Genomic DNA, 18,419 nt, shown 5'->3' with positions numbered 1-18,419 from the left:
TAAACACGTGTTCAGTCCCTGTCAAGAGGGGGCGCTCCTAGTCTTGAGGGGTGGACTTCCCCTATAGCGGCCTGCGCCGCTGGCCCGACGTCGAGGCCGACAACCTCCAGGCCTACGACGCCACCGATCTGCTGCTCGTCGAACGCGCGCTGTCGCTCGGGATCGATGGGCGAGAGATCGCGGTCATCGGCGACGAGTTCGGCGCGATCACCCTTGCGCTGGCCGCCTCGGGTGTCGACGGGATCCGCGTGCACCAGGACCTCGCTACGGGGCGTCGTGCGCTGGCCCGCAACGCCGACGAACTCGGACTCGTCGGCTTCTCGAGCCACGAGCTCGACGCCTCTCTGCTCGACGGCGCGCGGCTCGTGCTGCTGCAGTTGCCGAAGTCTCTCGCAGAGCTCGAGGAGATCGCTGATGCGGTGGCCCGCTGGGCCGAGCCCGATGTCTTGCTCGTCGCCGGCGGTCGCGTGAAGCACATGACCATCGCGCAGAATGAGGTGCTCGGACGCAGTTTCGCGGAGGTGCAGGCCGAGCGGGCGGTGCGCAAGTCCCGACTGGTCGTGGCATCCGAGTCGCGACCGGTGCCGTCGGAGCCGCCGTTCCCGGTGACGGCGCGACACGACGGTCTCGCGCTCGTCGCACACGGTGGCGCCTTCGCGGGGGCTCGCCTCGACATCGGCACGCGCGTTCTGCTCGAGGTGCTCGGCCTCGCTGGTTCACAACTCAGGAAGAACACCTCGGCATCGGCCGAAAGCGGGCCGAATGCGCCCGAGAGCGCACGTTCTTCCGGAGTTGTGAACGACGAACACGTCAGCCCTGCCCCGGGCGTCGTCGATCTGGGCTGCGGAACGGGCGCACTCGCCGTGTCCTACGCCCTCGCCCACCCTGAATCCCGGGTCATCGCCACCGATCGCTCCGCCGCGGCCGTCGCCTCCGCCCGCGCCACGGTCGCTGCCAACGGCGTGGCCGACCGCGTCACGGTCCTGCATGACGATGCCGGCTCCGCGATCGCCGACGCGAGCGCCGATGTCGTGCTTCTCAACCCGCCGTTCCACCTCGGCAGCAGTGTGCACACGGGTGCAGCCACGCGCCTGTTCGAGGCTGCCGCCCGCATCCTGCGCCCCGGCGGCGAGCTCTTCACGGTCTACAACTCGTCACTCGGGTACCGTGCCGAGCTCACTCGCCTCGTCGGCGCCACTGAGCAGGTGCATCGCACGCCGAAGTTCACGGTGACGCGCAGCGTCCGTCGCTGATCGCCTCTCGTCGAGCCGCCGCCTGCGCGTCGACGCCGCGTCCGACCGACGTCTGCGCGGCTGCGAGACCCGCGCCACGCCCGGCCCCGGACCGGCGTCCGAAACCCGCGCAATCCCCCGGTCAGCCGACGAAACTGAACGACGGTAGAAATGCCGGATTTGCCCCTGACCGGCCGTTTCGTTACGTTGGTTGGTGGGCCTGACGGCCCGAAGACCAGTCCGCGATCACGTCCTTCTTTCGAATGTGCTGTGCTGCGAAGAGGCGTGGACGTACGGTCGATGCTCTATCGCGGTGGATCCGAAATCCGCCGTCCGCGCCGCCACAGCACCATGTCGAAACGGCCGGGAGGATCACCCGGGCGTAACCGAAGCAGGCTCAGCCGCCCGAAGGCGAGCCGCAGGGGAAACGTGTCCGAAATCGCTCTTGAAGCGCGCAATCTGTACAAGGTGTTCGGGAAGAATCCGAGCAGTGCCGTCCGTCGACTGAAGGCCGGTGAGAGCAGATCCGAGGTCGGCGACGCAGGAACCGCCGCCGTCATCGACGCCAGTTTCACCGTGAACCGGGGCGAGATCTTCGTGATCATGGGCCTCTCGGGCTCCGGCAAATCCACCATCATCCGCATGCTCAACGGGCTGCACGAGGCGACAGACGGCTCCGTCGTCGTGAACGGCGACCCCATCACCGGCATCCCGTCGTCGCGTCTGCGTGAGATCCGCCGCGACCGCATCTCGATGGTGTTCCAGCACTTCGCACTGCTGCCGCACCGCACCGTCGCCGCGAACGTGGCCTACCCGCTCGAACTCAAGGGCGTCGGCAAGGACGAGCGGCTGAAGAAGGCCGACGAGATCCTCGCGCTCGTGGGTCTCGAGGGCCAGGCCGACAAGATGCCGTCCGAGCTGTCGGGCGGTATGCAGCAGCGCGTGGGCATCGCCCGTGCTCTCGCTGCCGACTCCGACATCCTGCTCATGGACGAGGCGTTCAGCGCCCTCGACCCGCTGATCCGCCGCGAGATGCAGGAGCAGCTGCTCGAACTCCAGGAGAAGCTGCAGAAGACGATCGTCTTCATCACCCACGACCTCAACGAGGCGATGTTCCTCGGCGACCGCATCGCCGTGATGCGTGACGGTCGCATCGTGCAGATCGGAACCCCGGAGGACATCCTCACGGATCCGGCCAACGACTACGTCGAGCAGTTCGTGCAGGACGTCGACCGTGCGCGCGTGCTCACGGCCGCGAACGTGATGGAGCGCCCGCGCCCCGTCGTCGCCGAGACCGCAGGCCCTCGCACGGCGCTGCGCCAGATGCGCGACGCGTTCATGTCGGCCACATATGTGACGGGCCGCGACCGCAAGCTGCTCGGCATCGTCACCGACCGCGACGCCGTCAAGCTGGTGCGCCAGGGCGTGTCGACGCTCGAGTCGATCATCAAGCCGGTGCCGCAGAGCGTCAGCGAGGACGAGGTCCTCATGAACCTCTTCATCCCCTCGGTCGAGTCGCCGCTGCCGCTGGCAGTGGTGGATGCCGCAGGGCGCCTGACCGGCGTGATCCCCCGCATCACCCTGCTCGCCGCCCTGGGCCCCGGCCCCGGTGCGACGGGAGAGCTCACCCTGCCGCTGCTTCCGATGCCGCAGGCCGAGATCGATGCCGTGCTCGATGACGGATGGACGGCCGACCCGCAGCCGGCCGCCGGAGCGACAGAGGAGGTGCGCTGATGGAGGGTTTCCGCATCCCCGTCGGAACGTGGATCGAAGCGGTCGTCGACTGGGTCAAGACCAATCTCGACGGACTCCTCGACGTCATCTCGTTCGTGATGAGCCTTCTCGTCGAGGGCCTCACGAGTGCCCTGCTGGCGCCGCACTTCGCCGTCGTCATCGTGATCGCCGCGCTGATCGCCTGGACCGTGCGCTCGTGGCAGCTCGCCCTCGGAACCGTCGTGTCCTTCGGGCTCATCGTCGGGATGGACCTCTGGGTTCCCGCGATGCAGACGCTCGCGCTCGTGCTCGTCGCCGCGATCATCGCCGTGCTGATCGCCGTGCCTCTCGGCATCTGGTCGGCGCGCAACGCCACCGTGCGTGCGGTGCTCAAGCCCGTGCTCGACTTCATGCAGACCATGCCGGCGTTCGTCTACCTGATCCCGGCCATCGTGTTCTTCGGCATCGGCGTGGTCCCCGGCCTCGTCGCCACCGTGATCTTCGCGCTGCCTCCGGGCGTGCGACTGACCGAGCTCGGCATCCGCGGTGTCGATTCCGAGACCGTCGAGGCCGGTCACGCGTTCGGTGCGAAGCCGGGCCAGATCCTGCGCGGCATCCAGCTGCCTCTCGCCACGCCCACCATCATGGCGGGCGTCAACCAGGTCATCATGCTCGCGCTGTCGATGGCGGTCATCGCCGGGATGGCGGGTGCTGACGGCCTCGGGAAGATGGTCGTGGAGGCCATCTCGACCATCAACATCCCCAAGGGCGTGGAGGCCGGATTGGGCGTCGTGCTCATCGCCGTCTTCCTCGACCGCGTCACTGCAGCTCTCGGGACCCCGGGCGAGAACCACTCGTCACTGCTCGGGATGCTCGAGCGTCGCCGCAACCGAGGTCACGACGAGGGGTCAGGCTCGGCCGCCTCCGACGACGAGGATGCGGCGGCAGAGGCAGAGCGTCGCAAGGCGGCTCCGCGTCGCTCTGCTGTCGGCGGCGTCTGACGAAAACTCACACAGTACGAGACAACACCCATACGGAACCAGGAGAGATACACATGAAGAAGAAGTTCCTCGCAATCACAGCACTCGGCATCACCGCATCCCTCGCCCTCGCAGGCTGCAGCGGAGACGGCGCAGGCGGCACGAACTCCGGCGGAGACGGTGCGGAAGACAAGGGCACCATCACGCTGGGCTTCCTGCCTTCGTGGACCGACGGTCTGAGCACCGCGTACCTGCTGCAGGACCAGCTCGAGAAGATCGGCTACACGGTCGAGATGAAGACGCTGACCGAGGCGGGCCCGCTCTACACCGGTCTCGCTCAGGGTGACGTCGACATGTACCCGTCGGCCTGGCCCGAGCTGACGCACGCCGAGTACATGGACACCTACGGTGACGACATCGAGGACATCGGCACCTACTACGAGAACGCCAAGCTCACGATCGCGGTGCCGGAGTACTCCGAGCTCACCTCCATCGAGGACCTCAAGGGCAAGGGTGCGGAGTTCGACGGCAAGATCATCGGCATCGAGCCGGGCGCGGGTCTGACTGCTCAGACGGAGAAGATGATCCCCGCATACGGTCTGGAGGGCGAGTACGAGCTCGTCACCTCGTCGACCGCGGCGATGCTCACCGAGCTGAAGACCGCGACCGATGCGCAGGAGGACCTCGTCGTCACGCTGTGGCGTCCGTTCTGGGCCAACGAGTCCTTCGGCATGAAGGATCTCGAAGACCCCGAGGGCGCCATGGGCGAGGCAGAGGGTCTGCACTTCCTCGGCCACAAGGGCTTCGCCGAGGAGTTCCCCGAGGCCGCCGAGCTGATCGAGAAGATCAAGCTCGACGACGCGCAGTACGGCTCGCTCGAGGACATGGTCGTGAACGAGTTCGGCGAGGGCAAGGAAGCGGAAGCCGTCGACGCGTGGCTCGAAGAGCACGGCGACGACTTCGACTGGGTCGTCTCGGAGTAAGACAGCACTGAGCTGACCTGACCCGTCGGTCGTTGAGCGACGACGACGGAGTCGACTGAGACGAGACGCGGTACCGATCGTGCATCGGTACCGCGTTCCGTCTTTCTCGGCTTCGCCGGGCTCGCTCAACGACCGCCTACGGGTGGCGACGCCGGCGGTGGTGCAACCCTCTCCGCGCCGTGGGTCCACGGGCGTAGCCTGTGCCCGTGGACGGGTTCGCGGCGATCGACTTCGGGTTCGCCCGCGAGGTCCTGCAGCGGGGCATCGCGGCGCTGTACCTCGTCGCGTTCCTCTCGACCCTGAATCAGTTCCGCGCGCTCCTCGGCGACAACGGACTTCTCCCGGCGCCGGTGCTGCTCGACTGGATCGGCGAGAAGAGCGAGCGGCGGCGGATGCTGCATCCGACGCTCTTCCTCCGCATCCGATACTCCGACAGGCGACTCGCGATGCTGTGCGGAGCAGGGATCATCGTGTCGGCGGTGCTCGTGATCGGCATCCCACAGTGGGGTCCGCCGTGGGCGCCGATGCTGTGCTTCCTCGCGCTGTGGCTCGGATACATGTCGGTGGTCAGCATCGGTCAGACCTTCTATTCGTTCGGCTGGGAGATGCTGCTGCTCGAGGCTGGGTTCCTCGCGGCGTTCCTCGGCTCAAACGATCAGCCGCCGCCGACCGTCGTGATCGTGCTGTTCTGGTGGCTGCTGTTCCGGGTGGAGTTCGGTGCAGGCATGATCAAGATCCGCGGTGGGCAGGAGTGGCGCGACCTCACTGCCCTGACCTATCACCACGAGACGCAGCCGATGCCGGGGCCGCTCAGCCGTCAGGCGCATCTGCTGCCCCGGTGGTTCCACCGCGTCGAGGTCGTCGGCAACCACTTCGCGCAGCTCGTGGTGCCCTTCTTCGTGTTCGCGTCGCTGCTGTCGGTGTGGGTTCCCGGGCCGGTGCCGCAGGTCGTCGGCGCGATGGCCGCAGTCATCGTCATCGCGACGCAGGTGTGGCTCGTCGCCACCGGCAACTTCGCGTGGCTCAACTGGGTGACGATCGTCATCGCGTTCTCGGCGATCGGTCTTCCGGGCATCGGGGCTGCCCCTCCCGCCGAGGCGGCAGAAGATGCGCTCTGGCCCGGCATCCCGTTGTACTGGTTCGTGATCACCACTGCCGTCGGAGTGCTCGTCGTGGCAGTGAGCTGGCCGGCCCTGCGCAACCTGTTCGCGCGCCGTCAACTGATGAACGCGAGTTTCAACCGGTGGCAGATCGGCAACGCCTACGGAGCGTTCGGCGCCGTGACGAAGCAGCGGGTCGAGATCGTGGTCGAGGGCTCGGTGGACGACGACGGGATGCTGTGGCGCGAGTACGAGTTCAGGGGCAAGCCGGGCGATGTGCGCCGCATCCCGCGGCAGTTCGCCCCGTACCACCTGCGACTCGACTGGCTGATGTGGTTCCTGCCGCTCGGGCGCTCACTCGACGACTGGTTCACGGTGTTCCTGCTGCGACTTCTCGAAGCGGATGCTCCGACCCTCGCGCTGCTGCGCATCGACCCTTTCGAGGGTGAGCCACCTCGGTGGGTGCGCGCGGTGTCCTACCGCTACCGCTTCGCGACGCGGGCCGAGCGGCGCGCCGACGGTGTGGTGTGGGTGCGCACGCGCCAGCGCATCGTGCTCGGGCCGCTCGGGCTGAAGTAGGTTCCATCCTTCCCTCAGCCCTCCTCTCCACTCACCCTTCGGGAGGAGAACTCGCTTCGCCCTTCGGGAGGAGAACTGCTCTTCGGGAGGAGGGTTCGCGCTGGATTCTCCTCCCGAGGCGCAGTTCTCCTCCCGAGGGGCGTTCAACTGACCTTCTTGCGGTACGCGATGATCGCGAACGCGTAGGCGACGATCAGGATGCCGACGCACCAGGCGAGGGCGACCCAGATGTCGCTGCCGACCGGCTGCTCGGCGAACAGCGCCTGGATGGTGTCGACGATCGAGGTGACCGGCTGATTCTCGGCGAACCACCGCACCGGGCCCGGCATGGTCTCGGTCGGCACGAACGCCGAGCTGATGAACGGCAGGAAGATCAGCGGGTACGAGAAGGCGCTCGCGCCATCGACGGTCTTCGCACTCAGGCCGGCGATGATGGCCAGCCAGGTGAGCGCGAGGGTGAACAGGAACAGGATGCCGATGACGGCGAGCCACGCGAGCGGGTCGGCTCCGGTGCGGAACCCCATCAGGAATCCGACTCCGAAGATGATCGCCAGTGTGATGCCGTTGGCGGTGAGCGACGTCAGGACGTGCGCCCAGAGCACGCTCGATCGTGCGATCGGCATCGAGTGGAATCGCTCGAAGATGCCGCTCTGCAGATCGTTGAAGAGCCGGAAAGCGGTGTAGGCGATGCCCGACGCGATGGCGATGAGCAGGATGCCGGGAAGCAGGTAGTTCACGTAGTTCTCGGTGCCGGTGCTCTCGCGGAGCGCGCCGCCGAAGACGTACACGAACAGCAGCATCAGGGCGATCGGCGTGACCGCGGTCGTGATGATGGTGTCGGGGCTGCGGAAGATGTGCCGCATCGACCGGCCGGTGAGCGTCGCGGTGTCGGCGGCGACGTGCGTGCTCATGCTGTGGTCTCCTTTCCGGATTCGGTCGTCGGCGTGGTCGAAGGGCCCGACGTGGTGCCGACCAGGGTGAGGAAGATCTCCTCGAGGGTGGGCTGCTTCTCGACGTACTCGACCTTGGCCGCCGGCAGCAGGCGCTTGAGCTCGGCGAGGGTGCCGTTCGCGATGATCCGGCCCTCGTGGAGGATCGCGATGCGGTCGGCCAGTTGCTCGGCTTCGTCGAGGTACTGCGTGGTGAGCAGCACCGTGGTGCCGGTGTCGGCGAGCTCCGTGATGACGTCCCACACCTCGATGCGGGACTCGGGGTCGAGTCCGGTCGTGGGCTCGTCGAGGTAGATGACCTCGGGGTGTCCGACCAGGCTCATCGCGATGTCGAGGCGACGGCGCATGCCCCCCGAGTAGGTGCCGACCTTGCGAGCGCCGGCATCCGTCAGGCGGAACCTCGTGAGCAGGTCGTCGGCGATCTGCGCGGAGTCGGGCAGGTGTCGCAGCTTCGCGACCAGCACGAGGTTCTCCCGCCCGGTCAGGATCTCGTCGACCGCGGCGAACTGCCCGGTCAGGCTGATCTTCTGCCGTACGGCGAGGGGGTCGGCGGCGACGTCGACGCCCTGCACCACGGCCGTGCCGGCATCCGACTTCAGCAGTGTCGAGAGGATGCGCACCACGGTGGTCTTTCCGGCCCCGTTCGAGCCGAGCAGGGCGAAGATCGACCCCTTCTCGACCTCGAAGTCGACTCCGCGCAGCACGTGGAGGTCCTTGTAGGACTTCTCGAGTCCGCGAACGGCGATGGCGGGGCTGGTCATGATCGGGTCTCCCTGTGTTTCGCGTCGTCGACCGCCGTGATGAGGCGGGCCCGCTCCTTGTCGATCCACTGGCGTCCGCCGTACGCCTGGGCGTAGTTCTCGGCGAACTCGACGGCGTCGTCGCCGACGATCTCGCTCACGGTGATGCCGTCGAGTGCGGCGCGCTCCCACAGGTCGGCGAGGTCGAGATACATCTGCACGAGGGTGTCGCCGTCGGTGATGCCGCCGTAGTACATCGTGTAGCGGTGCTGGGCGTTGGCGACCGAGCGATAGGGCTCGGGCAGCGAGTCGATGCGCTTCTTCGCTTCGCGGTACTGCTTCTTCTGCTCGAGGGGGCCGGTGACGAGCTCCATCCACTTCGCGGCCATGTCAGTTCTCCTTGTCGATCGTGTCGGTGTTCTTGTCTGCGTTCTTGTCGTCGGTGCGCAGGCTGTCGATGCGCTGCGCGAGGAAGCTCCAGGTCTTCCAGAACTCCTCGAGTTCGTGCGTGCCCGCCGGGTTGAGCGAGTACACCTTGCGGGGCGGACCCTTCTCGCTCGGCACCTTCTCGACGTCGACGAGCCTCTTCTGCTCGACCCGCACGAGCAGGGCGTAGATGGTGCCCTCGGCGATGTCGGTGAATCCGTGGTCACGCACACGGGTGGTGATCTCGTATCCGTAGGCCGGCTGCTCGGCGAGGAGAGCCAGAACGATGCCCTCCAGGGTGCCCTTGAGCATCTCGGTCATCTGCTTGCCCATGAAGGCCTCCTCTCGTTGGTCGGTACTCAGCGTTGCTGGGTACCGGTACAAAGTAACACTGAGTACCGGTACTTAGCAACACCGAATACTGATCTTTTCTTGGTGTCGCCACGGTGCCGTTCACAACTCAGGACGAATCGGGGGATCAGTGCGCGAAAGTGCCATAACCGGGGCGAATTGCTGCGTTCATCCTGAGTTGTGAACGCGTCGACCTCGGTCCACTCCGCTTCGGCCGCGGCGGCGTCGGTTATGCAGGGTCGATTCCGCATGTCCGCGGCGATGCGGGGACAGTTTCGCATCGGAAACGGGCCTGCGCGGTGCGCTTTTGACCCCGCATGCCGGGGGGCTGAGCGGGGGTCGCGCCGGGCCGGGCGGGCAGCGTCAGCCGTTCAGGCGCGCCATCGCGACCTGCGCCTCGAGCAGCGGCAGGGTGCGGTCGCGGCCGGGCTCCGGGCAGATGCCGAGCGCGTTCGCGAGTTCGAGCGCCAGCGCAGCATGCCCCGCGGCGTTCGGGTGGAACGGGTCTCCCATCAGCCCCCACGGCACTCCGCCGTTGCCGAGCTCGGTGAAACGGGCGTGCTGGTCGACGACGATCACGTCCTCGCTCGTGGCGACGTCGCGCACGGCGTCCGCGAAATCGATGATGCGCTCGCGACCGGGGGCGTTCGCCACGTCGATCGACGGCGGGGTCTGCAGCACCGGAACAGCGCCGGACGCCCGCACACGCGAGACGAACTCACGCAGCGAGGCGGCGAACGCGGCGGGCTCGACGGTGACCTGACCGGGGCCGGTCGCCATGTCGTTCGTGCCGATCATGAGGGTGACGATGTCGGGCCGCCACGTTGCGACGCGGCGATCCCAGTCGTCGAGGATGTCGGTGAGGCGGTGTCCGCTGATCGCCGTGTTGATCACTGCGTCACGGGTGCGCGCGAGCTCGCCGCGGATCAGTTCGTGCAGATGCTCGGCGTAGCTGCGACCGCCCTGCGTGTGGACGAGTCCGTGGGTGATCGAGTCGCCGGTGATGACCCAGTTCAGCGGCTCGGGGCCGGCGAGCGACGCCGCGATGCGGCTGAGGTCGGATGCGGCGGAGGCGGGGGCGACTGCATTCGGCACGCCCTAGAGCCTAGCGGCGGCGTGAGTGGAAGACTGGTCTCATGGCCTCCCCACTGCTCGACCACCTGCTCGCCCGCATCGTCGACAGCGGCCTGCTCGATGATCCGGTCGCCGAGAACGGCCTCGTCTACGGCCGGGCGACCATCGACGCCGCCGGCGCGGTGGTGAAGGTCAACGTCGACCCCGAGCTGGAGGACGACGAGGAGACCCTCGACGACGACGCGCTGCTCGAGGCGATCACGCGCATCCTGTCGGTCTCCGAGACGCGGTGGCGTGCGGTGATCGACGAGGTCGCCGACGACATCGACGAGGCGGTCGACGATGAGCCGGTGCTCGAGCAGATCGACCTGCGTGACGATCTCGAAGCCACCTCCGTGGTGGTATTCGCCGACGCGGTGCTGATCGCGTTCGACGCGCCGAGGCAGTTTCCGGAATCGCGGATCCTGGTGCAGCTCGACGACGACCTCGAGGTCGCCAACATCGAGGTGCGCGACCGCGACGGCGCCGAGGCCTAGGCCTCGGCCGTCGGGCCTCACAACCACTTCTTGTACTTGAACACCCAGTAGAGGGCCACGGCGAAGGCGGCCATCGCGCCGATCGCCATCGGGTACCCGTGCGCCCAGTGCAGCTCGGGCATCACCTCGAAGTTCATGCCGTAAACCGTGCCGACGAGGGTGGGGGCGAAGATGATCGCCGCCCACGAGGAGATCTTCTTGATCTCGTCGTTCTGCGCCAATCCTGCCTCGGTCTGGCGTCGTGCGACGAGAGCGGAATGCACGGTGAGGGCGTTCTCGAGGATCGCGCGGAACGAGTCGACCCGCTCGTTCACCCGGATGACGTGGTCGAGCACGTCGCGCAGCGACCGCTGCAGCTCCTCGTCGATGCGGTACTTCTCGGAACCGCGGCGCAGCCATTCCAGCATCCCGGCGAGCGGATGCACCGCCCGCTGGAAGTTGATCACCTCGCGTGAGAGCTCGTAGATGCGGCGCGAGAGGGCATCGTCATCGCTGTCGCCGAAGAGCTGATCCTCGATCTCGTCGATGTCGTTGAGCAGCCCGGTGACGATCGGCTCGTACCCGTCGACCACCTCGTCGAGGATCGCGTAGAACACGGCTTCGGGCCCCATCGCGAGCAGCTCGGGGTGCGCCTCCATGCGGCGGCGGACGGCTGCGAGGTCGGGGGACTCGGCGTGGCGGATCGTCACCACGAAGTCGGGGCCGACGAACAGGTGCAGCTCGCCGAACTCGATCGACTCCTGCTCGTCGCGATAGCGGGCGGGGCGCAGCACGGCGAAGAGCGTGTCGCCGTAGCGCTCGACCTTCGACCGCTGGTGGCCCGAGAGCGCGTCTTCGACGGCGAGCGGATGCAGGTCGAACTCGCGCGCGACGGAGGCGACCTCGATGGGGCTCGGCCGATACAGGCCGATCCAGGCGATTCCGCCGTGAGCATCGAGCGACCGGTAGGTCTCGTCGAGGTTCTTCGGGGTCTCCACTCGGCGTCCGTGCACGTATACGCCGTTGTCGATGAGGGCCATGGTGGGCTCCGTTCTCGCAGGCGCACGCCGGATCAGAGAGGGCGTGCGCAGAATTCGTCAGGGGGCGGAAGACGCCGCCGACGGCTGCGAAGCAAGACCTGCAGGTGCGGAGCCGAGGCTCAACGCACGGATGCAGTCAGACGCGACGCAACGAAGGCGGCGTCGCAACTATCACCGGACATCGCCATCACCGCCTCTCGCGCTCTGAAGGGGTCACGTGACCCGGTGTGCCAGCATACTCCCGCCGTCTGGACGCGAGGTGCGCGCGGCCGGAGCGTGCGGGATGCCGGACGGGACGCCGAACCGCACGCCAGACGCGGAGCGGGCTCGCGTCAGCTCGCGCTGATACCGACGAGCTCGGCGCTCTTCTGCCACAGCGCTTCGGCGAGGGCAGCGTCCTCGATGCGCGGATTCACGCGGCGGGTCAGCACTCGTTCGTCGTAGTAATCGCCCGAGATCCATGTCTCATCAGGGGTTCCCTCGATGAACCAGCTCAGGGTGCTGCCGCCCTTCTCGCTGCTGATCAGCAGCAGATGCTTGAGCGGCGTGCGATAGACGAGACGCATGACGGTGCTCGAATCCGAGGCGAAGTTGGTCTGCACCGTGCCGGGGTGGAAGGCGACCGACGTCAGCCCCTCGGAGTGGAACTTCGTGTGCAGGCTCTTCGTGAACAGCACGTTCGCGAGCTTCGCGTCTCCGTAGGCCTTGTTCGCGCTGTACTTGCGGCGGTTGTCGAGGTCGTCGATGTCGATGTTCCCGAACAGGCGGTGAGCGACGCTCGAGGTGTTGATGATCGCCGCGTGGCCGGTGCGCAGTTGGGGCATCAGCAGGTTCGTCAGGAGGAAGGGCGCCAGGTGGTTCACCTGCAGGGTCTTCTCGAAGCCGTCGACCGTCGGGGTCTGATCGCCGAAGATCCCGCCCGCGTTGTTCGCGAGCACGTCGATGCCGCCGTCGCCGACAGCATCCGCGATCTTCGTCGCGAGCTCTCGCACGTCGTCGAGTCTGGTGAAGTCGGCGGTGAACCACTCGGCTCCGGTGTCGGCGGCGACCGCCCTCGTCTTCTCGATCGAGCGGCCGACGAGGATCAGCCGGTGACCGGATGCTGCGAGCTGGCGCGCTGCGGCCGCGCCGATGCCGTCGGATGCTCCGGTGAGCACCACCGTCTTCGGAGTCACGAGGATCCCTTCCATCCAAGCCCGGCAGTCGCAGCCGCGTCCATCGCACGGCGACTGCGCGCGACGTAGACGGTGTTCGACGACGTCCCGCCCGTGACGGCGTTCGCGAAGTCGACCACGTGGGCCGTGGCGTCATCGAACACCGCGTGCATCTCGCGCATGAAGTCGTCGTCGGGCGGATCATCCGACCACAGCGCGAAGACGCCGCCCGTTGCGAGGTGCCGGTCGAGTGCGCGCAGGCCGTCCGCGGTGTAGAGATCGGCGTGCGTGGGGTCGAGCTGGTGACGCGGCGAGTGGTCGACATCGAGCAGTATCGCGGAGTATCCGCGGTGGCCTTCGCTCGGTGCTGCCCGGACCAGGGCGAAGAAGTCGTCTTCGACCAGTGTCGTCCGCGGGTCGCCGACGAGCTCAGCCGACACCGGCAGCAACTGCCTCTGATGCCAGCCGATCACCGCGCCGAGCCGGTCGACCACGGTCAGGGAAGTCACACGCTCGTCTCGCAGTGCCGCGACCGCCGTGTATCCGAGCCCGAGCCCACCGACCAGGACCGAGAGATCGTCGCCGTCGACAGCGGCCAGGCCCAGGTTCGAGAGCTCCTCCTCCGCCACCGTGAACAGACTCGACATCAGATACTCGTCGCCGAGCCTGACCTCGTAGACCTCCTGGCCGACAGCGGGCTCCGTCCTTCGACGCAGGGTCAGCTCGCCGATCGGCGTCTCCTGCCAGTCGAGCTCGTCGAATCTCGTGATCACTGCGGATTCTCCCGGTCGTCGTTCGCGCTCGGCTGGGCGGGCGCCTCTGTTCCGGTCCGGGGCACTGGGCGTTGCGTCGCGGAGGGCAGGACGATCCTCTCGGGCTCCGGAGCGGGCGCGGCTGCGGGTCTCGCGTGCTCGGGCAGCTCGCGAGCCACCTGCTTCTCGAGCACCTGCACGGCCTCGTCGCTCAGCAGGATCAGTCCTTCGAGCTCGTCGCGCACGCGGCGGTATGCCACGTTGCGCTCGGCCTGCGTGGCGGATTCGTCGACGGCGACCTTGAGCAGCTGCTGTGCGCGATCGAGGCGCTTGCGCTCGGGGTCGGTGAAGGTCGAGTCGCGCAGCCTGCGGGCATCCTTCTCGGCGATCTCGAAGGCCACGGCATACGCGCCCACCGCGTCGAGGTACTCCGAGACCTGACGCTCGGTCACGGTCGAGTCGGCAGACGACGGGCGCAGTGCATCCGCCGTCTTCTTGGCTCGCAGGAACGCGGCGACCAGTGGCTGTCGCCCATCGCTCATGGCGGGGAAGGCGATGAGCTTCGCGACGTCGAGCTCGTAGTCGAGCCAGCGGGCGGTGATCTCGTCGTGCTCCGAGAAGAGACGCTCGAGCAGGGTGTTCGGGGCGACCGATGCCTGGGTGTCGACGACCGCCGGGCCGATGCGCTTCGCGCGGCCGTTGCGCGCCTCGAGCTGGGCGGTCTTGATCTCGGCTTTGAGCCGCAGAGTCTCGATGCGTCGTTCATGGCGGCGCTTCGCGCTGCGCTCCCATGCCTTCGCGGCGCCGCCGGCCATGCCGAGGATGGGGAAGGCGAGCCACCAGTAGTTGCCTGCGAAGTCCCAGAATCCCCGGATGAACTCGTCCATGATGTCCTCAGCCTACTTCTCGGGTCAGGCGGCGTCGCATGCGGTTCCCCGTCTCCGTGCCGGAGTCTTCCGGGCACGTCTTCGGATGCGGGGCTCGACACGCCCAGGTTGCTCGGGTTCCGACGGCGCGCCGGACGCGGGGGTCGGAAGTCGTGACCGGGATGCCGAACCGAGCCCGAGGTCCGGGGTCATGACGAACTGCTCATGCTCAATTTACGTAATTACGAACTTTTGATAGGTTCGACTCATGGAACCCGACAGCCTGACGACACTCGAGCGCCGACTGGCCGACCTCGAGCATGAGGTCGCACGGCTCTCCGCGCTCGCTGCTCACTCCGCGGCACCCGCTGACGATGCGGACCTGGATCCGCAGGCGACGGATGCTGCGCCCGAGTCGGCCGGCTCCGACGATCCGCTCTGGTTCGTGAACGAGCTCGGTCGTCGCGCGCCGGGGGCCGTCATGATGGCCGGGGCGGTCGAGACGCAGGCGGGTCCGGTGCGCTGGCAGTACGGGCTGCACGCCGAAGGGCTGCTCGCGCACGACTGGAGCGACCTCGCACGTCCGCTCGAAGCTCTGGGGCACCCGGCGCGCATCGAGCTCGTGCGTCAGGTGATGCGCGGAGCGCACACGACTGCCGAGCTGCTGCAGCTCGAGCACCTCGCATCGTCGGGCCAGCTCTACCACCACCTGCGGCAGCTGGTGAGTGCGGGGTGGCTCGTCTCTCCGCGCCGCGGGCACTACGAGGTGCCTGCCGCGCGCGTGGTGCCCCTTCTGGTCCTGACCATGATCGCTTCGAGCTGAGGAGCCCACCGTGACCACCCCCTCGATCCCTTCCGCAGACCTGCAGGACCGCCAGAGCGCAGCGGATGCCCCGCGCCGCCGCCCCACTCGAGCGATCCTCGCCGTGGTCGGCGCCGCTGCCGTCGTCGGCGTGGCTCTCGGTGCGGCGATCGGTCCGCAGCACCAGACGGTCAGCGCGTCGACCACGGGTGATGAAGCGCTCGCCGACCGCATCCGCTCTCTGCCCGGCAGCCTCGACAGCTTCCGCGCGCTCTCGGTCGCCGAGATCGGGCCCGACGGTGCCGTGTTCGCGGGGCTCGGTGACGCTGACCCGTCTGACCCGGGGGCCCCGACCGCCGACACGGTGTTCGAGCTCGGCTCCATCACCAAGACCTTCACCGGTGCGCTGTTCGCCGATGCGATCGAGCGCGGCGAGGTCGACCCCGACGATCAGCTCGCCGAACACCTTCCCGACCTCGAGGGCACGGCCGCCGGCGACGTCACGCTCGCGTCGCTGTCGCAGCATTCGTCGGGTCTTCCCGGACTCGGTGCCACGGCTGAAGCCCAGGCGTTGAGCGGCGTCCTCCTCAACGAGAACCCCTACGCGACCACCACGACCGCGCAGCTGATCGCCGACGCCGCGGTCGCGCCGGTCGACCCCGCTCAGGGGTCGGTCTATTCGAACTTCGCCGTCTCGCTGCTCGGAACGGCGCTGGTCGAAGCGGCGGATGCCGATGACTACGCCTCCTTGCTGAGAGAGCGCATCACGGAACCGCTCGGCATGGACGACACGGTCGTCGCCGCGACCGTCGACGACGTGCCGGCCGATGCGGTGCCCGGGTTCCTGATCAACGGCGTCCCCGCTCCTCGGTGGTGGGGAGAGGGCTACCTGCCCGCCGGATCGTCGACGTTCACCACCCCGGCAGACCTCGCGCTGTGGGCGCAGGCCAACCTCGACGGCACCGCCCCCGGCGCAGCAGCCCTCGACCCGACCGCGCCCATGGGAGAAGGGGCCGAGATCGGCTGGGGATGGATCACGTCGGCCGCGTTCGACGGCGACGGCCTGCAGACCTGGCACAACGGCGGAACCGGGGGATTCCGCACCATGCTCACGCTCGACCGCGAGGGCGGCACCGCCTTCCTCGCGCTGTCGAACACGGTGGCCCCGGCCGACTACATCGCCATGTCGTATGCGTCAGGCGCGCCGATTCCCGCGGTCGACAGTGCATCCGTCGGCGTGGCGTGGGGCATCTTCGGGCTCGCACTGCTGCTGAGCCTGGTCGCCCTCATCCGCGCGTTCCGGGTGAAGGCGCTGCTGCCGTCGATCGGCGACCTGATCTGGGCGACCTTCGGCCTCCTGCTGCTCTGGCACAGCGGGCCATGGTTCTCCGTCGGCGGCTGGCTGTGGGGCATCGCGTTCGCGCCGGCGCTCGCCGCGATCGGCATCCTGATTCTCCGTACGTCGCGGGCACCCCTGCCGCTCGCGCCTCGCCGTCGTGCCTGGTACTGGTGGGCGGTCGCCGTGATCGGAGCGGTGGTCACCGTGGGGGTCACGTTCCTCTGGTGATCGCACCCGGTCGGGCCCGGTCGGCCCGGTCGGCGATCCTCCCCGCTCGCTGAGCGAGGCCGGCGCAGCCGACCGAGACGAAACGTCGTCAGGTCGCCGGACGCCCCGGGGTCAGAAGCCGAGCTTCTCGGCGCAGGCGACGCAGTGAGTCGCGAACGGACGGACCTCGAGACGAGCCTGCGGGATCGGTCGGCCGCAGTTCGCGCACATGCCGTAGGTGCCGGCATCCCACCGGGCGATCGCATCGTCGACCTGCCGGAGTTCGGATGCCGCAGCCTCGGCGAGCCCGGTCAGCCGTGACCACTCCGACGAGAGCGTGACGCCCTCCGGGTCGTGCTCGTCGTCGTCGTTCGACCCCTCCCGGTCGTGCATCAACTCGGCGAGGGCGGCGCCGGTCGCCGCGACTCGCTCTGCCGCCCGGGCGCGCAGCTGTTCGAGGCGAGCGCGGGCGTCAGGGGTCATCCGCACACTCTAAGCCGGACTTCCGACATCCGGCCCGCCCACCGACACCAGCCGTTCATTCAGCGTTCGGTTTCGAGTACGGCGGTCTCGTAATTCCCTGTCACCTTCGCGAGTTGGAATACTCATGTTCTCGGAATTCGGGAACGTCTCCTCCCGAAAGGTCATCATGCGCCGCTTCACCCTGCCCGCCGTCGGCCTCCTCGGCCTCGCCGCCCTCGCCCTCACCGGCTGCCAGAGTCCGACCGCCGAAGCGGCTCCCGCCGATCCGAACGCTCCCATCACGATCGCGACGCTTCCCGTCGGCGACGACCCCACCGCCGAGAACCCGATCGAGGTCTTCGCCGAGCTGCTCGAAGAGTCCACCGGCCGTGACGTCGAGATCACCGACGTGCCCGACTATCTGAGCGTCGTCGAGGCGATCCGTGCCGACCACGTCGACATCGGCATCATGAGCGGTTTCCCCTCGGCTCTCGCCGTCAACACGGGCGAGGTCGACGCGCTCGTCGCCTTCCAGGGCGACGACAAGCCGGTCTCGACCTGCGTCGTGCTGAACGATTCGCCGGTCCAGACCGTCGACGACCTCGAGGGCAAGACCGTCGCGTTCGCCGACCAGGCCTCGAGCTCTGGCTACTTCATGCCGGTGTACATGCTGCACGAGGCGGGCCTTGAGCAGGGAACCGACTACGAGGCGATCTTCGCCGGCGGCCACGAGGGCAGCTTCGCGGCGCTGCAGCAGGGACAGGTGGATGCCGCCTGCACCGCCGTCATGCTCACCGAGCTCGGCGCCCCGATGTTCCCCTTCGCCGACGGCGAGTGGCGCGCGGTGGGCGAGAGCCCGGCGATGGACATCCAGGGGGCGGTGCTCGGCCGTCAGTCGCTCGATGACGAGACCCGCAAGGTCATCCAGGACGGCATCGCCGAGGTCTTCTCGCCCGAGAACGCCGAGGCTCTCGGAGCCTACGGCGCCTTCGCCGCGGCCGAGCAGACCGTCGACCCCGACGGATCGTCGTTCGAGTCGTTCGCCGAGATCGCCGCGGTCGCCGGAGTCGAACTCAAGGACCTCAAGTGACGAACCCCTCGCTGATGAGGGCGGATGCCGCGGCATCCGCCCTCCCGGCCCCGGTCCCCGGCCC

The 18,419-nt window shown here is 68.0% G+C and carries 19 protein-coding genes; 9 read left to right on the top strand and 10 right to left on the bottom strand.

The window, feature by feature from the left end:
• Positions 1–50 precede the first annotated feature (50 nt).
• From QMA07_RS15975 to QMA07_RS15955, 5 genes are all read left to right on the top strand, one after another.
• The gene (locus tag QMA07_RS15975; RefSeq protein WP_290163702.1) at positions 51–1,253 is read left to right on the top strand and encodes a methyltransferase; all 1,203 of its coding nucleotides are present in this window, start codon (positions 51–53) and stop codon (positions 1,251–1,253) included.
• 408 nt (positions 1,254–1,661) lie between these two features.
• Positions 1,662–2,966: a glycine betaine/L-proline ABC transporter ATP-binding protein gene (locus tag QMA07_RS15970; RefSeq protein WP_290163700.1), complete on the top strand. Its 1,305-nt coding sequence runs from the start codon at positions 1,662–1,664 to the stop codon at positions 2,964–2,966.
• Positions 2,966–3,946, top strand: a complete 981-nt coding sequence (locus QMA07_RS15965) for a proline/glycine betaine ABC transporter permease (protein ID WP_290163698.1) — start codon at positions 2,966–2,968, stop codon at positions 3,944–3,946. Before QMA07_RS15970 ends, QMA07_RS15965 begins: the two co-directional genes overlap by 1 nt.
• Positions 3,947–3,999: 53 nt before the next feature.
• Positions 4,000–4,908 carry a glycine betaine ABC transporter substrate-binding protein gene (locus QMA07_RS15960; RefSeq protein ID WP_290163696.1) on the top strand — a complete coding sequence of 303 codons (909 nt, stop codon included), beginning with the start codon at positions 4,000–4,002 and terminating at the stop codon, positions 4,906–4,908.
• 206 nt (positions 4,909–5,114) lie between these two features.
• A complete protein-coding gene (locus tag QMA07_RS15955) occupies positions 5,115–6,587 on the top strand; it encodes a lipase maturation factor family protein (protein ID WP_290163691.1) in 1,473 nt (490 codons plus the stop codon).
• A gap of 143 nt (positions 6,588–6,730) precedes the next feature.
• Here QMA07_RS15955 and QMA07_RS15950 read toward each other — a convergent pair whose 3' ends face one another.
• The 5 genes from QMA07_RS15950 to QMA07_RS15930 all read right to left on the bottom strand — a co-directional run bounded on the left by QMA07_RS15950 (position 6,731) and on the right by QMA07_RS15930 (position 10,149).
• Positions 6,731–7,498 (bottom strand): ABC transporter permease, encoded by a 768-nt coding sequence (locus QMA07_RS15950; RefSeq protein ID WP_290163689.1) that lies wholly within the window; start codon positions 7,496–7,498, stop codon positions 6,731–6,733.
• Entirely contained in the window at positions 7,495–8,298 is an 804-nt protein-coding gene (locus tag QMA07_RS15945) for an ATP-binding cassette domain-containing protein (RefSeq protein ID WP_290163687.1), read from the bottom strand. The genes QMA07_RS15950 and QMA07_RS15945 overlap by 4 nt, the downstream gene beginning before the upstream one ends.
• The gene (locus tag QMA07_RS15940) at positions 8,295–8,666 is read right to left on the bottom strand and encodes a DUF1048 domain-containing protein (RefSeq protein WP_290163685.1); all 372 of its coding nucleotides are present in this window, start codon (positions 8,664–8,666) and stop codon (positions 8,295–8,297) included. Before QMA07_RS15940 ends, QMA07_RS15945 begins: the two co-directional genes overlap by 4 nt.
• 1 nt (position 8,667) lies before the next feature.
• Positions 8,668–9,036, bottom strand: coding sequence for a PadR family transcriptional regulator (locus QMA07_RS15935; RefSeq protein WP_290163683.1), 369 nt, complete (start codon positions 9,034–9,036; stop codon positions 8,668–8,670).
• A 381-nt stretch (positions 9,037–9,417) separates the two neighbouring features.
• Positions 9,418–10,149, bottom strand: coding sequence for an SGNH/GDSL hydrolase family protein (locus tag QMA07_RS15930; protein WP_290163680.1), 732 nt, complete (start codon positions 10,147–10,149; stop codon positions 9,418–9,420).
• Between the two features lie 41 nt (positions 10,150–10,190).
• Here QMA07_RS15930 and QMA07_RS15925 point away from each other — a divergent pair, with 41 nt between their 5' ends.
• Positions 10,191–10,664: a cytochrome C5 gene (locus QMA07_RS15925; protein WP_290163676.1), complete on the top strand. Its 474-nt coding sequence runs from the start codon at positions 10,191–10,193 to the stop codon at positions 10,662–10,664.
• A gap of 17 nt (positions 10,665–10,681) precedes the next feature.
• Here QMA07_RS15925 and QMA07_RS15920 read toward each other — a convergent pair whose 3' ends face one another.
• The 4 genes from QMA07_RS15920 to QMA07_RS15905 form a co-directional block, all read right to left on the bottom strand.
• Positions 10,682–11,683: a magnesium and cobalt transport protein CorA gene (locus QMA07_RS15920; protein WP_290163674.1), complete on the bottom strand. Its 1,002-nt coding sequence runs from the start codon at positions 11,681–11,683 to the stop codon at positions 10,682–10,684.
• 332 nt (positions 11,684–12,015) lie between these two features.
• A complete protein-coding gene (locus tag QMA07_RS15915) occupies positions 12,016–12,858 on the bottom strand; it encodes an SDR family NAD(P)-dependent oxidoreductase (protein ID WP_290163671.1) in 843 nt (280 codons plus the stop codon).
• A complete protein-coding gene (locus QMA07_RS15910; protein ID WP_290163667.1) occupies positions 12,855–13,610 on the bottom strand; it encodes a spermidine synthase in 756 nt (251 codons plus the stop codon). Before QMA07_RS15910 ends, QMA07_RS15915 begins: the two co-directional genes overlap by 4 nt.
• Positions 13,607–14,476 (bottom strand): hypothetical protein, encoded by an 870-nt coding sequence (locus tag QMA07_RS15905; protein ID WP_290163665.1) that lies wholly within the window; start codon positions 14,474–14,476, stop codon positions 13,607–13,609. Before QMA07_RS15905 ends, QMA07_RS15910 begins: the two co-directional genes overlap by 4 nt.
• 247 nt (positions 14,477–14,723) lie before the next feature.
• Here QMA07_RS15905 and QMA07_RS15900 point away from each other — a divergent pair, with 247 nt between their 5' ends.
• Together QMA07_RS15900 and QMA07_RS15895 are read left to right on the top strand one after the other, a co-directional pair.
• Positions 14,724–15,278, top strand: a complete 555-nt coding sequence (locus tag QMA07_RS15900; protein ID WP_290163663.1) for a winged helix-turn-helix domain-containing protein — start codon at positions 14,724–14,726, stop codon at positions 15,276–15,278.
• A gap of 10 nt (positions 15,279–15,288) precedes the next feature.
• Positions 15,289–16,824 carry a serine hydrolase domain-containing protein gene (locus tag QMA07_RS15895; protein ID WP_290163660.1) on the top strand — a complete coding sequence of 512 codons (1,536 nt, stop codon included), beginning with the start codon at positions 15,289–15,291 and terminating at the stop codon, positions 16,822–16,824.
• A 111-nt stretch (positions 16,825–16,935) separates the two neighbouring features.
• On the opposite strand, the gene QMA07_RS15890 is transcribed toward QMA07_RS15895, so the two are convergent.
• On the bottom strand, positions 16,936–17,286 hold the full coding sequence (locus tag QMA07_RS15890; protein WP_290163657.1) for a TraR/DksA C4-type zinc finger protein: 351 nt from the start codon (positions 17,284–17,286) through the stop codon (positions 16,936–16,938).
• A 166-nt stretch (positions 17,287–17,452) separates the two neighbouring features.
• Here QMA07_RS15890 and phnD point away from each other — a divergent pair, with 166 nt between their 5' ends.
• Positions 17,453–18,355, top strand: coding sequence for a phosphate/phosphite/phosphonate ABC transporter substrate-binding protein (gene phnD / locus QMA07_RS15885; RefSeq protein WP_290163655.1), 903 nt, complete (start codon positions 17,453–17,455; stop codon positions 18,353–18,355).
• Positions 18,356–18,419: the final 64 nt, after the last annotated feature.

Origin of the sequence: Microbacterium sp. APC 3901, from assembly GCF_030407765.1 — a bacterium.
Taxonomy (GTDB): domain Bacteria; phylum Actinomycetota; class Actinomycetes; order Actinomycetales; family Microbacteriaceae; genus Microbacterium.
The sequence above is the reverse complement of the archived record's forward strand: the minus strand, read 5'-3'. Positions and strand labels throughout refer to the sequence as shown.

Excerpts from the sequence above, each read along its gene's own strand:
- QMA07_RS15900 (WP_290163663.1), top strand. The coding sequence starts at position 14,724 with ATGGAACCCGACAGCCTGACGACACTCGAGCGCCGACTGGCCGACCTC.
- QMA07_RS15940 (WP_290163685.1), bottom strand. The coding sequence starts at position 8,666 with ATGGCCGCGAAGTGGATGGAGCTCGTCACCGGCCCCCTCGAGCAGAAG.
- QMA07_RS15965 (WP_290163698.1), top strand. The coding sequence starts at position 2,966 with ATGGAGGGTTTCCGCATCCCCGTCGGAACGTGGATCGAAGCGGTCGTC.
- QMA07_RS15920 (WP_290163674.1), bottom strand. The coding sequence starts at position 11,683 with ATGGCCCTCATCGACAACGGCGTATACGTGCACGGACGCCGAGTGGAG.
- QMA07_RS15950 (WP_290163689.1), bottom strand. The coding sequence starts at position 7,498 with ATGAGCACGCACGTCGCCGCCGACACCGCGACGCTCACCGGCCGGTCG.
- QMA07_RS15905 (WP_290163665.1), bottom strand. The coding sequence starts at position 14,476 with ATGGACGAGTTCATCCGGGGATTCTGGGACTTCGCAGGCAACTACTGG.
- QMA07_RS15890 (WP_290163657.1), bottom strand. The coding sequence starts at position 17,286 with ATGACCCCTGACGCCCGCGCTCGCCTCGAACAGCTGCGCGCCCGGGCG.
- phnD (WP_290163655.1), top strand. The coding sequence starts at position 17,453 with ATGCGCCGCTTCACCCTGCCCGCCGTCGGCCTCCTCGGCCTCGCCGCC.
- QMA07_RS15960 (WP_290163696.1), top strand. The coding sequence starts at position 4,000 with ATGAAGAAGAAGTTCCTCGCAATCACAGCACTCGGCATCACCGCATCC.
- QMA07_RS15935 (WP_290163683.1), bottom strand. The coding sequence starts at position 9,036 with ATGGGCAAGCAGATGACCGAGATGCTCAAGGGCACCCTGGAGGGCATC.
- QMA07_RS15945 (WP_290163687.1), bottom strand. The coding sequence starts at position 8,298 with ATGACCAGCCCCGCCATCGCCGTTCGCGGACTCGAGAAGTCCTACAAG.
- QMA07_RS15925 (WP_290163676.1), top strand. The coding sequence starts at position 10,191 with ATGGCCTCCCCACTGCTCGACCACCTGCTCGCCCGCATCGTCGACAGC.